Source organism: Polaromonas sp. LjRoot131, from assembly GCF_964252805.1.
Classification (GTDB): Bacteria; Pseudomonadota; Gammaproteobacteria; order Burkholderiales; family Burkholderiaceae_C; genus Polaromonas.
The window spans coordinates 249,993-265,241 of record NZ_CAXUPF020000002.1 but is presented as its reverse complement, the minus strand read 5'-3'; the positions used below and the strand labels follow the sequence as shown (position 1 = coordinate 265,241).

General features: G+C 67.6%; 13 protein-coding genes. 9 read left to right on the top strand and 4 right to left on the bottom strand.

All coding sequences use genetic code 11. From position 1 onward, the window contains the following. The first annotated feature begins 145 nt into the window (after positions 1 to 145). A complete protein-coding gene (locus tag ACSQ27_RS11680; protein WP_436155673.1) occupies positions 146 to 691 on the top strand; it encodes a hypothetical protein in 546 nt (181 codons plus the stop codon). A gap of 116 nt (positions 692 to 807) precedes the next feature. Here ACSQ27_RS11680 and ACSQ27_RS11675 read toward each other — a convergent pair whose 3' ends face one another. Together ACSQ27_RS11675 and ACSQ27_RS11670 are read right to left on the bottom strand one after the other, a co-directional pair. Then, positions 808 to 4,872, bottom strand: a complete 4,065-nt coding sequence (locus ACSQ27_RS11675) for a PAS domain S-box protein (protein WP_436155672.1) — start codon at positions 4,870 to 4,872, stop codon at positions 808 to 810. Positions 4,873 to 5,094: 222 nt separating this feature from the next. Next, on the bottom strand, positions 5,095 to 6,039 hold the full coding sequence (locus tag ACSQ27_RS11670) for a LysR family transcriptional regulator ArgP (RefSeq protein ID WP_436155671.1): 945 nt from the start codon (positions 6,037 to 6,039) through the stop codon (positions 5,095 to 5,097). A 108-nt stretch (positions 6,040 to 6,147) separates the two neighbouring features. Between ACSQ27_RS11670 and ACSQ27_RS11665 the strand changes: the two genes are divergently transcribed. Continuing rightward, positions 6,148 to 7,497 (top strand): D-amino acid dehydrogenase, encoded by a 1,350-nt coding sequence (locus ACSQ27_RS11665; RefSeq protein WP_436155670.1) that lies wholly within the window; start codon positions 6,148 to 6,150, stop codon positions 7,495 to 7,497. A 12-nt stretch (positions 7,498 to 7,509) separates the two neighbouring features. Here ACSQ27_RS11665 and ACSQ27_RS11660 read toward each other — a convergent pair whose 3' ends face one another. Further along, positions 7,510 to 8,460 carry a helix-turn-helix transcriptional regulator gene (locus ACSQ27_RS11660; protein WP_436155669.1) on the bottom strand — a complete coding sequence of 317 codons (951 nt, stop codon included), beginning with the start codon at positions 8,458 to 8,460 and terminating at the stop codon, positions 7,510 to 7,512. A gap of 122 nt (positions 8,461 to 8,582) precedes the next feature. On the opposite strand from ACSQ27_RS11660, the gene ACSQ27_RS11655 reads away from it, so the two are divergent. Together ACSQ27_RS11655 and ACSQ27_RS11650 are read left to right on the top strand one after the other, a co-directional pair. Next, positions 8,583 to 9,101 (top strand): hypothetical protein, encoded by a 519-nt coding sequence (locus tag ACSQ27_RS11655; RefSeq protein WP_436155668.1) that lies wholly within the window; start codon positions 8,583 to 8,585, stop codon positions 9,099 to 9,101. Positions 9,102 to 9,104: 3 nt separating this feature from the next. After that, on the top strand, positions 9,105 to 9,740 hold the full coding sequence (locus ACSQ27_RS11650; RefSeq protein WP_436155667.1) for a LysE family translocator: 636 nt from the start codon (positions 9,105 to 9,107) through the stop codon (positions 9,738 to 9,740). On the opposite strand, the gene ACSQ27_RS11645 is transcribed toward ACSQ27_RS11650, so the two are convergent. Next, positions 9,737 to 10,162 (bottom strand): VOC family protein, encoded by a 426-nt coding sequence (locus ACSQ27_RS11645; RefSeq protein WP_436155666.1) that lies wholly within the window; start codon positions 10,160 to 10,162, stop codon positions 9,737 to 9,739. The two genes, ACSQ27_RS11650 and ACSQ27_RS11645, sit on opposite strands and share 4 nt — an antisense overlap. An 86-nt stretch (positions 10,163 to 10,248) precedes the next feature. Between ACSQ27_RS11645 and ACSQ27_RS11640 the strand changes: the two genes are divergently transcribed. The 5 genes from ACSQ27_RS11640 (at position 10,249) to ACSQ27_RS11620 (ending at position 15,208) form a co-directional block, all read left to right on the top strand. Then, positions 10,249 to 10,815, top strand: a complete 567-nt coding sequence (locus ACSQ27_RS11640) for a flavodoxin family protein (protein WP_436155665.1) — start codon at positions 10,249 to 10,251, stop codon at positions 10,813 to 10,815. A gap of 98 nt (positions 10,816 to 10,913) precedes the next feature. Beyond that, positions 10,914 to 11,216 (top strand): hypothetical protein, encoded by a 303-nt coding sequence (locus ACSQ27_RS11635; protein WP_436155664.1) that lies wholly within the window; start codon positions 10,914 to 10,916, stop codon positions 11,214 to 11,216. A gap of 157 nt (positions 11,217 to 11,373) precedes the next feature. Next, positions 11,374 to 12,333 (top strand): MurR/RpiR family transcriptional regulator, encoded by a 960-nt coding sequence (locus ACSQ27_RS11630; protein WP_436155663.1) that lies wholly within the window; start codon positions 11,374 to 11,376, stop codon positions 12,331 to 12,333. A gap of 44 nt (positions 12,334 to 12,377) precedes the next feature. After that, positions 12,378 to 13,343: an isoaspartyl peptidase/L-asparaginase family protein gene (locus tag ACSQ27_RS11625; RefSeq protein WP_436156229.1), complete on the top strand. Its 966-nt coding sequence runs from the start codon at positions 12,378 to 12,380 to the stop codon at positions 13,341 to 13,343. Continuing rightward, entirely contained in the window at positions 13,340 to 15,208 is a 1,869-nt protein-coding gene (locus ACSQ27_RS11620) for a dipeptide ABC transporter ATP-binding protein (RefSeq protein WP_436155662.1), read from the top strand. Before ACSQ27_RS11625 ends, ACSQ27_RS11620 begins: the two co-directional genes overlap by 4 nt. Positions 15,209 to 15,249 lie beyond the last annotated feature (41 nt).

Sequence of the window (15,249 nt, the reverse complement as noted above, 5' to 3'; positions counted from 1 at the left end):
GACCTGCGAGCAGAGGCAAAATGCCATCACAAGGTGATAACACTTTGTTCCAATTGTGGGTTTGCGCGCCGTTCGGCTTGCATGTATCTTGCATGAAGGGTTCATGCAGGACTTCCTGCACCGCACCCTCCTCGGGGAGAGCACCATGAAAAGCAATGTGTCCTATCTTGGCGCCTGGCTTGCCGCCGCCGGCCTGGCCTTTGCACTTGCGTTTGCGGCGCCCAATGACTCCAGCGTGATGGGCCGCCTGCCGGCCTTCATGGCGCAAACCCTGCTGCGACAGCCGGTCGCCGTGCCCGAGGGCCTGCCCTCTGACCGCACCCTCGCATTGATCACATTCCAGCGCGGCCAACACGTGCAGGTCGAGAGCTGGATCCAGGGCATGAATCTGCGCAACGACCCTTCGATCACCTGGATGCGCATGCCGGTGGTCAACGACCCCGGCACCATGGTGGGCCGCAGCGCGGTTGAAAACCGCTTGCTCCAGCACTACCCGGCCGACACCGAGCGGGCCAAACTGGTGCCGGTGTTCACCGACCGCGCCAGCTTCGTGCGCTCCGCCGGCCTGGGCAGCACCGACCAGGTCTACGCCGTGGTGGTCAACCGCCAGGGCGAAGTGCTGGCACGGGTTGAGGGGCAGTTTGACGCCGACAAGGCGCAGACCCTACGCGAAACTCTAAAAAACTTTTAGCCCCCACGCTCCCCCCGGCCCGGCAAAGCCGGTTCCACGGCCCCTGCTTGCGAAGCGAGCCCGACCTTCGTCCTCAGTTGGGGCGCATCACCGTCTACTCCACCTACGCTTCACGTTCATTCGGTTTCCACGCCAAGCGTGAAATAAAACGTGGCGCCCTGCCCCGGCTGGGACTGGGCCCACACCTTGCCGCCGTGGCGCGCGATGATGCGCTGCACCGTGGCCAGGCCGACACCGGTACCGGCGTATTCCGACAGCGAATGCAGGCGCTGGAAGGCGCCGAACAGTTTTTCGACGTAGGCCATGTCAAAGCCCGCACCCTGGTCGCGCACGAAAAACACCGTCTCGCCGTCCGCGCCGGTTTCCTTGCCGAAGCTGATCTCTGTGCATTCCTGCCTGGCGCTGAACTTCCAGGCGTTGCCGAGCAGGTTGTCGAGCACCTGCTTGAGCAGCCGCGGGTCGCCCTGCCCCGTCACGCCGGGCTCGACCTGCAGGCGCACGGCACGGCCGGGCTCGCGCTCGCGGTAGCCGGCCAGCAGGGCTTCGGCCACCGCGCTGAGGTCGACCCGCTCCCAGCGCAGGCTGGAGCGCGACACCTGGGCCAGCGTCAGCATCGCGTCGATCAGCTCACCCATTTGTGAAACCCCCGCGCGTATGCGCGCCAGGTAGTGCCGGCTGCGTTCGGTCAGGGGGCTGGTTTCGGCCTTGGCCATGGACCGCTCGAGCAGGTCGCTGAAGCCGTCCACGGCGCTCAGCGGGCTGCGCAGGTCGTGCGACACCGAATAGGAGAAAGCCTCCAGCTCCTTGTTGGCGAATTCGAGCTGGGCGGTGCGCTGCTGCACCCGCTCCTCCAGGCTGGCATTGAGGCGCAGGATTTCCTCGCGCGCGCGCTTGCGTTCGTGGATGTCGGTGTTGATGCCCAGCACCCCGTTGACCTGGCCGCGCTCGTCGCGCACCACCGTCCAGCGCGCTTCGATGCACACCACCGAGCCGTCGCGCGCGCGCTGCTCGAGCTCGCCGCTCCAGTCGCCGTCGTTGGCCACCGTGCGGGCCATGCTGTCCGCCAGCACCTGGGGGTCGGGGTACATGAGCGTTTCCATGCTCTTGCCGAGCACCTCTTCGGCCGTCCAGCCATACAGGCGCTCGGCGCCCTTGTTCCAGAAGCGTATGGTCCGGTCCAGGTTGCGGACCATGATGGCGTCCTGCGCGCGGTCCAGCAGCGAGGCCTGCTCGCGTATCTTGATGACGGCCTGCCGCTCGGCCTCCTGGCTGCGCCGGCGCTCCAGCCGGGCGCGCAGGCTGACGATGCCGAAGGCCAGGTTGTCGGCAAGCTCCTGCAGCAGCTTGACTTCATCGGTGCTGAAGTTTTGCGCCTCGCCTGAATACAGGCACAGCACGCCAAAGTTGCGCGGGCCGTCACGCAGCGGCAGGCAGATGGCACTGAGGAAACCGCGTTTCAGGGCATGCGCATGCCAGTAGAACCGGTTCTCAGCCCGGGCAATATCGCCGGACTGCTGGGCTTGCCCGCTGCGCACAGCCTGGCCCGCCGGGCCCTGGCCGGTGGCGTCGTCGTCGCGCCAGCTCAGGCGGATTTCCGCGAGGTAGCCGTTTTCTTCGCCGGCATGGGCCACGGGCAGGATGCTGCGCTCCGCATCGTCCTGGGCATAGCCCACCCAGGCCATGCGGTAGCCCCCCACGTCGACGGCCACGCGGCACACCTCGGCCAGCAAGCCGGCTTCCTCGTCCACACGGTTGATGGCGACACTGGAGCGGCTGAGCATCTGCAAGGCCCGGTTTGTGCTGGCCAGCGTCAGGTCGGCGAGCTTGCGGTCGGTGATGTCGCGCGCCGTGCCCACCACGCGCTCCAGCTCGCCCGAAGCGCTCATCACCGGGTAGGAGTGGTCGCGTATCCACAGGATCTTGCCATCCGTGGACAGGATGCGGTATTCGATGTCGGAAGCCTGTCCGGTGCGGTTGCGCTTCCTGGCGTCCTTGAGCAAGTGCCTGTCTTCCGGCAGCGCGGCATCGGCGTACGAAAGGGGGTCGGCGAAAAGGCTCTCGCGGCTGCGGCCCCAGACCCTTTCGTAGCCGGGGCTGATGTACAGGAGGCGGCCCGTGCGCGGGTCCACGTTGTAGAAAACGTCGTGGATGTTTTCCGCCAGTTCGCGAAAGCGCGCCTCACTGCTGACCAGGGCCGCCTCCGCGCGCACGCGCGCCAGCGCGATGCCGGCCAGCCGCGACGCGATGGCGATCAGCTCGATCTCCGCGGCCTGGGGCCGGCACGGGTAGGCGCGGTAGATCGCGAATGTCGCGAGCACCTCGCCGTCGGTCGACACCACCGGCATGGACCAGCAGGCCCGCAGGCCGTGCTCCCGCATCAGTTCGCGGTAGTCCTGCATCAGCGGGTCGCTCTGCGTGTCTTCCACCACCACCAGCTGGTTGCGGAAGGCGGCGGTGCCGCAGGCGCCCACGCCGTCGCCGGCAGGCAGGCCCTCGATGGCCTGGTTGTAGCGGTCGGGCAGGCTGGGCGCGGCACCCAGGTGCAGCTTGCCTTCCTCCAGCAACAGGATGGAGCACAGGCTGTCCGGCGAGCTGTCTTCGATCAGGCGGACGATGGCGTCCAGCGACTGCGCCAGGGGCGCCCCGCCGGCGATCAGGGCCAGCACCTGCTCCTGCGCCCGCGCGAAGTTTTCCGTCGCCTTCTGGACGGTGATGTCGTTGAACACGACCAGGCCGCCCATCAGTGTGCCGGCGGCGTCGCGCAGCGGCCGGGTGCTGATGCGCAGCACGCTGTCCTCCGCGCCGGGCCGGCGAAACACCAGGTCCCAGTTGTCGATGCGGATGCCGCGCGCGGCCTGCGTCAGCGGGCGTTCGGACGTGGGGTAAGGCGTCTTGCCGTCCAGCATCAGCAGCTCGTGGCCGCGGCGCCAGTCCTCGATGCGCATGCCGGGGTCGGGTGCCGCTTTGAACAGCACACGCGCCGTGGCATTGAACAGCAGGAAGCGGCCTTCGGTGTCCGTGGCGATCACGCCCTCGTTCATGCTGTTGAGGATCAGGTCCAGCAGGGTGCGCTCCTTGTCGACGCGGTCCAGCATGGTATCGAGCTCCCGCTGCCGGGCCTGCAGCGACTCGGCCATGCGGTTGAAGGTGCGCCCGATCTCGCCGAGCTCGCCCTGGTACAGCGGGCCCAGGCTGACGCGCGCGCCCAGGTTGCCCTGGGCCACCTCGTTGGCCTCCTTCAGGATGGCCTTGGCGGGGTTGACGATCAGCCGGTTGCCCATCCAGCGTGCGCAGGCCACGCCGAGCAGCGCCACGGCCGCCAGCGCCAGCAGCTCAAGAACCAGGTCCTCGCGGCTGGACGCCGCGATTACCGTCTCCGGCACGCTGATCACCACAAACAGGCCGTCGCGCCCGCCACCCGGCACGGGCGCGGCGGCATAGACCCGCTGCGCGCCCTGCACATCCGCCGCCTGCTGCACCCCTTGCCGGCGCTCCCGCAACGCCTGCTGCACGACGGGATCCGGATGCGGCTGGCCCAGCCAGGACGGCGCCGGCGGGGACACGGCCAGCACCGTGCCGTCCCGGTCCAGCACGGACAAGCGGGCGCCCGGCATGCTGGGCACCTCCACCAGCGATTCCGCCAGTGCGGGCAACCCCAGCACCGCGAAGGCCACGCCGCTGATGTTCCCGGCCTCGTTGCGCACGGGAACCGCGAAGCCGATGCCGGGACGACCGCTGGCGCGGCCCGTGGCAAAACGGCCCACCGCGAAACGCTGGCCCGCCATGACCTGCTTGAAATAAGGCCGGTCATCGACACGCAGGCCGTTGGCCATACCCAACGCGTCGCACAGCAAGGTGCCGTCGGACGCGGCCAGGCCCATGTTGGTGAACTCGGGATGCTCCGCGTGGAGGTTTTTCAGGTGCTGGCCGCACAGGCCGGGCACGGGGTTTTTGATGTGCGGCCCGCTGGCGATGCCGTTGAGCAGTTCGTGGACCATGTCCACCGTGCGCTGCTGGCGGGTCGACAGCAGCAGGACATCCGACAGCAGGTCGGACTGCGCCAGCCGCAGCGCGGTGCGGCGGCTTTGCTCCGCGGAATAGACAAGCAGGCCGAAGACGGGGAGCAGCGCGAGCAGCACCAGCAGAACCAGACGGGTACGTAGCCCGAGCCATCCCAGCATTCCTGTTACCTTGTGCCTTTCCCTGCCATGCTGCGGCGCGCCCAGCATCGTTTCTGCAGTGTGCGCACCCGCCTGGCTTTTGTAAATGGGATTAGTCCCCGAATTGAGGCCTTTAGTCGCAGTCTCCGGCGCTGTCCTACAGGGTCAGGCGGGGCCGTGCGGCGGCAAATTGAATACCAAGGGCCCTTTCGGCCCCAAGCGCCGCCGTGCCGCAGCGCTGCGTTACGGCACCAGCGACTGGGCCGCCGACTGCTTGAGCGCCGCCGTCAGCGCGTCCAGAACCTCGGACTCCAGGTTCCAGCAATGCCAGTAAAGCTGGATGGGCAGCGTGTAGTGGGGCGCCACGTTGATGAGCTGGCCCTGGTCTATCAGGCCCTGCGCCAGCAGGCGGGGCACCACGCTGACGCCCCAGCCCGCCAGCACCGCCCTGACCATGCCTTCCGACGAGGGCACAAACAGCTGGTTCAGGGTGACGCGCTTGAGCCCGAAAGCCTTGCTGACAAAGTCGCCCGGCAGCTCGTCCTTGCGGTTGAAGGCAATGAAGGGCACCTCGCGGAAGTTGTATTGCGTCAGCCCGGGCGTGGCCTGCCTCTCGCCGGCGGCGTCACGCAGGCCCAGGCGGTTTTGCGCAAAGGCCGGCGTGGCCACCGCGATGTACTGCATCGCGCCCAGCGGCTCCACCTTGCAGCCGCGCAGCGCCTGCTTGAGTGTGGTCACGCAGCCCAGCACCTGGCCTTCGCGCAGCCATTCATGGGTGAAATTCTGGTCGTCGTGGATGATCTCCATGGGCAGGCCTTGCTGCGCCAGGTCGGTCAGCGCCGGCAAGGCCCAGGTGGCGATGCTGTCGGCGTTGATGGCGATCGAGATGCGCTCTTCCTCGCGCGCGCCGCCCAGCGAACTGGGCGCCAGTTCTTTCAGGTCGCGCTCCAGGTCGGCGCGCAGCAGGCGCAGCATTTTGGTGTGTTTGAGCAACAGCTGGCCGGCCGAGGTGGGCTTGAGCGGGCGGCTGCGCACGATCAGCACCGTGCCGACCTGGGCCTCCAGTGCGCGCAGGCGCTGCGAAACCGCCGACTGGGTGATGGACAAACGCTGGGCCGCGCGCTCAAAACCGCCCTCCTCGACAATCGCCGCCAGGCATTCAAGTGCGTCCGGATCAAAAGTACTCATTTGGTCTCCCCTTTATATTAGTTGTACTGATGTTTTCACTGACAGTTTAATTTTTCTATTAATTGAAAGCAATATCCTTCACACTCGAATGCAGCAAAGGGGTTTGGGATGAAAGTAGTCGTTTTAGGGGCCGGCATCATTGGCGTGAGCACCGCCTGGCATCTGCTTGAGCGCGGCCATGAAGTCACGGTGGTGGACCGCCAGCCCGACGCCGCGCTGGAAACCAGCTTCGGCAACGCGGCGCAGATTTCCGTCAGCTATTGCGAGCCCTGGGCCAACAAGGACGCGCCGCTGAAAGCGCTGAAATGGATGTTCCGGGACGACGCGCCGCTGCTGTTTCGCCCGCAACTACCCTTCGGCGAAGGCTGGCAGCAGTGGCGCTGGGGCCTGCAATTTCTGGCGCAATGCAATGACGCCGCCTTCGAGCGCAACGTGCAGCAGCTGGTGGCGTTGGGCGCTTACAGCCACACGGCGCTCAAGGACGTGGTGGCCGCCACCGGCATAGCCTACAACCGGCTTGAGCGCGGCATCGCGCATTACTACACCGACCAGAAAACCTTTGACACGGCCGGCGAGGCCGCGGCCCTGATGCGCAAATACGGCGTGGCGCGCCGCGTGGTGAGCACGGCCGAACTGCTGGCCATCGAGCCGGCTTTCAAGTCCTTCGCGCACCGCATCGTGGGCGGCACCTACACCGCCAGCGACGAAAGCGGCGACGCCCGGGTCTTCACCCAGGCGCTGGCACAGCGCTGCGCCGACCGGGGCGCGCGGTTCCTCTACGGCCACGACATAGCGCGGCTCGAAAAAGCCGGCGGCGCGATCGAGTCCGTCGCGGTGCGCCCGCGCACCTTGCGGGGAACGAATGAAGACCTGGTCCGGCTCAAGGCCGACGAAATCGTCGTGGCCTGCGGCTCCTACACGGCGCCGCTGCTGCGCACAGTGGGCGTCGACCTGCCTATCTATCCCGGCAAAGGCTACAGCGCCACCTTCAAGCTGCTCAAGCCGGAACTCGCGCCCTTTGTCAGCAGCATCGACGACGAAGTCAAATGCGCCATGAGCCGGCTCGGCGGCCACCTGCGCGTGGCCGGCACCATCGAGGTCGGCGGCTATGACCTCTCGCTGGACACACCGCTGGCCAAGGCCCGCTGCAAGATGCTGGCCGAGCGCATCGAGGAAGTGCTGCCGGGCGTCTGCGACACCCGGCTTGAGGAGCAGGGCGGCACGCCGCAGTTCTGGACCGGCCTGCGCCCCGCCACACCCACCAACATCCCCTACATCGGCAAGACCAAGGTCGGCAGGTTGTGGGTCAACGCCGGGCACGGCACGCTGGGCTGGACGCACGGCGCGGGCTCGGGCAAGGCCATTGCCGAGCTGATCAGCGGTGAAGTCCCGGCCATGAATTTCGGCTTCTACGGCCAGGACCGCAGCGGCGGCCGCTTGCAGGCCAAGACCGCCTGATCCCCAATCGCTTTACGCGGCGTGCTGCGTCAGCGTGCGTTCGGCATGCTCGCGCAGCGCGACCCGCAACTCGGCGGGCTCCTGCACGTCGAACGGAAAAGACAGGCGCATCAACTGCCGCGCGAACCAGCCCAGGTGGTCGGTCTGGCTGTGCAGCAGCACGCCCTCTTCGCTGGGCTGGAACACACCGACGCTGTCGGGCAGCTCCATCTGCGCGGTCTGCAAATCGGTGCGCAGCAACAGCCGCACGGTGTTGCTGCGCGGCATGGTGGCCAGCCCCAGCGCCAGGTGCTGCACCGCATCGAAGTCGGCCGGCGGCGTAAACACCACATTGAGGGCCCGCACCTCGCGCACCCGGTCCAGCCTGAATGAGCGCAGCGCGCCGCGCAGGTGACACCAGCCCGCCGCATACCAGCGGCCGCGGCGGAACACCAGGCCGTAGGCGTCGAAGTCGCGCTCCGTGACCTCGCCCTCGGCCGACTGGTAAGCCATGTGCACGCGCTGCCAGCCGTGGGCGGCGGCGCTCAGGGCCAGCAAGGCGGTGTTGTCGCCGGGCGCGTCGGCGGGGCGCAGGTCCAGGGTCACCGTCTCGCCCAGGCCGCGTATGCGGTTTTTCAGGTTGTGCGGCATCACGCGCTCAAGCTTGGCCTGCGCGCTCTGCGCGGCCGGCGCGGCCTCGGCCAGCCCCAGGCTGCGCGCAGCCAGCAGGCCTATCGACAGCGCCAGGGCCTCGTCGTCGGTGAACATCATGGGCGGCAGCTTGAAGCCGGCGATCAGGCTGTAGCAGCCGTAGCGGCCGCGCTCGGCCACCACCGGGATGCCCAGGTCTTCCAGCTTGGCGATGTAGCGGCGCAGCGTGCGGCCATCGACTTCCAGCCGCCGCGCCAGTTCGGCGCCGCTCATGCGCCCATGGGACTGCAGCAGTTCCAGCACGGTCAATACACGGGTGGTCGGGGAATACATGGCGAAAAGTCTAGCGCTTTATTAGGGCCGAAATAGCCCTATTACATCCATAGACTGGGTTTTTACACAGTCACCCAGCACCTCCACGCACCACGGGGCGCCACAAGCGCTTGATCCACACCATGAACAGCACCCTGACCAAACCCCTGGACCCACCGCAGCTGACCGACGGGCGGCACGACTTCAACTTCATCACCGGGCGCTGGCTGGTCAGCAACAAGCGGCTCAAAAAACGCCTGGCGGGCTGCACCGACTGGGAGCGATTCGAGGCCGTGCAGGACGGCGCGCTGCTGCTGGGTGGGCTGGGCAATATGAACGACCTGGTCGCCGAGGGCAACCGGACCATCGGCATGGCGCTGCGTTTTTTCAGCCCGCAGACGCGGCTCTGGAGCATTTACTGGGTCAGCCACAGCGACGGCCTGATGCAGCCGCCCGTGGTGGGCGCATTTGCCGACGGCACAGGCCGGTTCGAGGGCAGCGACCACCATGAAGGCAGACCGGTGCGCGTGCGTTTTACCTGGTCAGGGATCACACCCGTCAGCGCGCGCTGGGAGCAGGCCTTTTCCGAAGACGGCGGCCGCCACTGGGAAACCAACTGGGTGATGGAACTTGCCCGGCCCGCCTATTCCGCGCTGCGTTAGGCCATGGACCAGTTCGCCCACCTCTGGCTGTTTTTCCTGATGGTGCTGGGCATCATCATCCTGCCCGGCATGGACATGGCCTTTGTCATGGCCAGCTCGCTGACCGGCGGGCGCCGCGCCGGCCTCTTCGCGGTCGGCGGCATCGTGGCCGGCGGTGTCTGCCACGTGGTGGCCGGCGCGCTGGGGCTGGGCCTTGTGCTGCAACTTGTGCCCGGCATGGTCAATGTGATGCTCGTCGCCGGCAGTCTTTATATCGCCTGGATAGGCTGGTCGCTGATGCGCAGCACCTCGGTGTTCGGCAGCTTGCCGACGCTCGATGAAACCCCGCCGTGGCGCACCTTCCGCCAGGCCGCGCTGACCTGCCTGCTCAACCCCAAAGCCTATTTGTTCATGCTGGCGATTTTTCCGCAATTCCTGCGGCTGGAATACGGCTCGCTGTGGATACAGGCGGTGGCGCTGGGCCTCATCATCGCCGTGACCCAGACCGGTATCTACGGTTCGCTGGCGTTGGCCGCCGCCGGCGCGCGCCAGTGGCTGGCCGACCGGCCGGGCGCCAGCGTGGTGATGGCGCGGGTAGTGGGCGCCGTGCTGATCGTCTGCGCGGCCTTCACGGCCTGGCAGGGCTGGGCGCGCTTTTAGGGCCGGGCACCGCCCGCGGGCCAGGGCGGGCCCTTCAGTTCCACGGTATTGCCTTCGGGATCCTTGAGGTAGATCGAAGGCCCTTCGCCCTCGGCGCCGTAGCGCGACTCCACCGGGCCCGCCTCCACGCCGTGGGCCGCCAGGTGACGGCGTATGGCCTCGCCGTCGAAGGGCTCCACACGAAAGCAGACATGGTCGAGGTTGTGGCCGTCCTTGCCCGGCGCCGCGCCGCCGGCACGGCCCAGCGTTCCGTCCACCGGCACCAGGTCCACCAGCGAACGCCCGGCCCGCAGTTGCACCAGGCCGATCGCATCCTGCCGGCGCTCCAGGCTGCAGCCCAGCACCTGCTGGTAAAAGCGCAGCATGCCCATCAGGTCCGAGACCCGCAGGACGATGTGGTCGATGTCGCGAATACGGATCATGGCGAGGCGGCTCAGGTGAAATGGGGCTTTATTCTGGCACGCAGCCCCCGACCCCGCGCAAGCACGGGCCCGCAGCTGCCGCTACCATGGCCGCCATGAATGCCAAGCCCCAATTCCTTTTCCTGACCACTTCCACGCGCGAACCCGGCGCACTGGGCAACACCGAATGGCTTGCGCAGCAGGCCGCCGCGGCACTGCCAGCCGGCACGCCCCAGGCCTGGCAGCATTTATCGCGCATGCGGATGCCGCTGTTCGTCGACCAGCGCCACACCACCGGCCAGTACCCCATGCCCGAAGGCGACATGAAAACCCTGCTGGACGCGACCCTGGCAGCGACCGACATCGTGTTCGTGGCCCCGGTTTACTGGTACAGCATCCCCGCGCCGCTCAAAATTTACCTGGACCACTGGAGCGCCTGGATGCGCGTGCCCGGCCTGCCGTTCAAGGAAGAAATGGCGAAAAAGACGCTGTGGCTGGTCACCACCAGCGGCGACCGCGCCAAGGCGCAGCCCATGGTCGACTCGATACGGCTGTGCGCGCAGTTCATGGCCATGAACTACGGCGGCGAGCTGTGGGGTAAGGGCGGCCCGCCCGATGCCGTCAAGGCCGACGCGGCGGCGGTGGCGCAGGCCGCCACCTTCCTGGCGGCCTGAAGCTTCGCTGCGCCTGCGCGCGGCAGGTGGCCTTTTCCTACAGGGCCTGGCTTGCCGGGCTGACAGCCCGGCGTGGGCGGCTGTTGCACAGTCGGTGCATGAACTCCTCCCAACGCGGCAAGCCCGGCCCGGGCACGCCCGCCACCCCTCCTTCCGGCAAAGGCATGCCGGCCAAGGATCCGCGTGCGCAACGCTCGCGCCCCGGCAAACAGGACACCCTGAAAGACGGCGCCGTCGAGTCCAGCCTGGAACTGCCGCACGAGCGCGATCAGGCGGTGGACATGACGAACGCCAAGCCCAACCCCGTCGTCGAGCAGGCGGGGCGCGACCTCAAGCGCGGCGTCAAGGACACCAGCAAAAGCGTGGAGATGGACCGCGCCTATAAAAAGCTCGGGTCCTAGCGCATCCCTGCCCGCCGGACGGCGGGCACCATCACCCCGCGACAGAAACCGAAACCGCAAATGCGTCGGTGCCCTGAATTCGATTGGAAATGATCAAATATTTCGCTATGATGAATTAGTTTGTAAATTTATATACATTTAATTCAGCTCCGACCTGATGGCGACATTCCCCGGCAACCCTTCGATGGCACAGCGCATTGGGCGCTTGCTGCCGACGCTGACGCGCTCCCACCGGCAGATGGCCGACTATGTGCTGGCCCACCCCTTGCAGGCGGCCACCATGCCCATCGACGAGCTGGCCGCCACGCTGGGGGTTTCCGTGGCCACCGCCAACCGCTTCGCCCGGGCGCTGGAATTTGACGGCTACCCGCAGTTCCGCGCCGCGCTGGTGCTGGGCTTCGAAGCCACGCTGGCCCCGGTCGAGAAGCTGCGCAACAAGCTGGAGCACTCCGCCACGGTGGCCGACGTGTTTGCGTCCGCCCTGGCGCAAACCCAGCGCAACATCGAGCTGACACGCCAATCGCTGGACGCCCAGAGCTGCGAGCAGGCGGTGGCGGCGATCCTGAAGGCGCGGCGCATCTACATTGCCGGCTTTGGCAGCAGCAGCTGGCTGGGCGGGCTGCTGCAGCGCTCACTGGATCCTTACTGCGACAACGTCCAGCTGCTGGCCAGCGTGGAAAGCTCTTCGTACGGCGCACGCGTGCTGTCCCGCCTCAAGCCCGAAGACCTGCTGATCGCCATCGCCTACCCGCGCTATTTCGGCGACACCATCCTGCTGGCGCGCCGCGCGCGCGATGCCGGCGTGCCGGTGCTGGCGCTGACCGACCGCGTGACGTCGCCGCTGGCGCCCCTGGCCACCGTCGCGCTGTATGCCCACACCGAAAGCCAGTATTTCGCAAACTCCGAAGCCACCGTGCTGGCCCTGATCGAAGCCTTGTGCAGCGCCGTCGCCCACAGCGGCAAAGGCTCGCTCATGGCGGCGACACAACTCGCCGAGTCGGTGCTGCCCTGGCTGCACGGCAACCATGCCGGCCGGCTGCGCGCCGATGCCGACACCGCAACACCGGCTCCCCGCAAAGCCCGTACCCCACCCAAATCGCCAAAGGTTTCCAAGTGACTCGGCCCCTTCCCCTTATCGCCATCCACGGCGGCGCCGGCACCATGAGCCGCAGCCACATCAGCGCGGAACAAAACGCGGCCTACCACGCCGCCCTGCAAAGCATCCTGCGGCCCGCGCAGCAGTTGCTGGCCGATGGCGGCAGCGCCCTGGATGCGGTCAGCCTGGCGGTGGAGCTGCTCGAGGACTGCCCGCTCTTCAATGCCGGGCATGGCGCCGTCTTCACCCACGACGAAACCCATGAACTCGACGCGGCCGTGATGGACGGCGCGACCTTGCGCGCCGGCGCGGTGGCCTGCGTGAACCGCGTGCGCCGCCCCGTGCGCGCGGCACGCGCCGTGATGGAACACAGCGAGCATGTGCTGCTGGTGGCCGCCGGCGCCGAAGCCTTCGCCGAGGAACAGGGACTGGAAATGGTCTCGCCCGATTATTTTTCGACCGAGGCCCGCCGTGAGCAATTGCGGCGCGCACTCGCGACCGACGCTGCCGTGCTGGACCACGACGGCGCGGCCCTGGTGTTCCGCTCAAGCGCGGCCGGCGCGCCGCCCCTGGACGAAGGCCGCAAGCTTGGCACCGTGGGCGCCGTGGCCCTGGATGCGCAGGGCAACCTGGCCGCCGCCACCTCTACCGGCGGCATGACCAACAAGCGTGCCGGCCGGGTCGGCGACACGCCCCTCATAGGCGCCGGCACCTATGCCGACAACCGCACGGCCGCGATTTCCTGCACCGGCACCGGCGAAATGTTCATACGCACCGCGGCGGCCTACGACATCTGCGCGCGCATGGCCTACGCCGGCATGCCGCTGGATGCGGCCGCCCGGGAAGTGGTCATGAACGTACTGCCCGCCATCGGCGGGCGCGGCGGCCTGATCGCCGTCGATGCGCAGGGCAACTTGAGCCTTCCTTTCAACACCGAGGGCATGTACCGCGGCTGGGCCCGCGTAGGCGAGGCGCCGGTGAGCGCAATTTACGCCGACGAAGCCAAAGACACCGACGGAAGCGCCGCATGAGCTCCTTGCCCGGCCGCCAGCGCGTGATCGAGGTCCAGGACCTCAGTGTGAGTTTTGCCAATGAGCAGCGCACCGTGCACGCGGTGCGCAATCTCGGCTTTCACGTCGATGCCGGCGAGACGCTCGCCATCGTGGGCGAATCCGGCTCCGGCAAATCGGTGTCTTCGCTGGCCCTCATGCGCCTGGTGGAGCAAGGCGGCGGACGCCTCGACAGCGGCAGCATGTGGCTGACGCGCCGCAACGGCGAACACCTGGACCTGGCGCGGGCTTCGCAATCGCAGATGCGCAGCCTGCGCGGCGCCGACCTCGCCATGGTGTTCCAGGAGCCCATGACCTCGCTCAACCCGGTGTTCACGGTTGGGGAGCAGATCGCCGAATCGATACGCCTGCACCAGGGGCTTTCGCGCAAGGCGGCGCTGGCCGAAGCGCTGCGCATGCTCGACCTGGTCCGCATCCCGGAAGCAAAAAATGTGCTGGGACGCCATCCGCACCAGCTGTCGGGGGGCATGCGCCAGCGCGTGGTGATCGCGATGGCGCTGGCCTGCAAGCCCACGCTGCTGATCGCCGACGAACCCACCACGGCGCTGGACGTGACCATCCAGGCGCAGATCCTCGCGCTGATCCAGCAGCTGCAACGCGAACTGGCCATGGCGGTGATCTTCATCACCCACGACATGGGCGTGGTGGCCGAAATTGCCGACCGCGTGCTGGTGATGTACCGCGGTGACAAGGTCGAGGAGGGCGACTGCGCCAGCCTCTTTGCCAACCCGCAACAACCCTACACCCAGGCCTTGCTGGCGGCGGTGCCCCGGCTCGGGGCCATGCACGGGCAGGACCTGCCGGCGCGCTTTGCGGTGCCGGGCGCGCCGCAGGGCAAAGATGGCGAATGCGGCCAGCCCCTCAGCGCCGCCAACACCGTGCGCCACGACCTGCCGCCGGTCCTCAAGGTGCAGGACCTGGTCACGCGCTTTCCGCTGGCGGGCGGCCTGTTCGGGCGCGCGCAACGGCAGGTGTATGCGGTGGAGCAGCTCAGCTTCGAACTCAAGGCCGGCGAAACCCTGTCCCTGGTGGGCGAATCGGGTTGCGGAAAATCCACCACGGGCCGTTCGCTGGCCCGTCTGTTGGAGTTCAACAGCGGGCAGGTCGAAGTAGCCGGGCGCGACATCTCGGCACTCAAGGGCCGGGCCCTGCAGGCCTTGCGCCGCGATATCCAGTTCGTGTTCCAGGACCCCTTTGCCTCGCTCGATCCGCGGCTGACGGTCGGCTATTCGGTCATGGAGCCCATGCTGATCCACAAGCTCGCGTCGCCCCAGGAGGCGCAGGAACGCGTGCGCTGGCTGCTGGGCAAGGTGGGCTTGCCGGCCGAAGCGGCCCATCGCTACCCGCACGAATTCTCCGGCGGGCAACGCCAGCGCGTGGCGATCGCGCGGGCGCTGGCGCTCAACCCCAAGGTGGTGATCGCCGACGAGGCGGTGTCGGCGCTGGACGTGTCGATCCGCGCGCAGATCATCAACCTGATGCTGGACCTGCAGCAGGAATTCGGCGTCGCCTTCCTGTTCATCTCGCACGACATGGCGGTGGTCGAGCGCATCAGCCACCGCGTGGCCGTGATGTACCTGGGCCAGATCGTGGAGATCGGCCCGCGCCGGGCAGTGTTCGAAAACCCGCAGCACGCCTACACCCGGCGCCTGCTGGCGGCCGTGCCGGTCGCCGACCCGGCGCGCCGCGGCGGTGTGCGCGAACTCATGGCCGACGAGATTCCCAGCCCCATCCGCGCCATGGGCGACGCGCCGCAAGTGGCGCCGCTGCACCAGGTGGCGCCCGGGCATTTCGTGGCTCGGCATTCGGTGGGAGGTCCCTATTGACCAGCCTCATTGACCACTACCCGTCTTTCGCATTGCCTTTT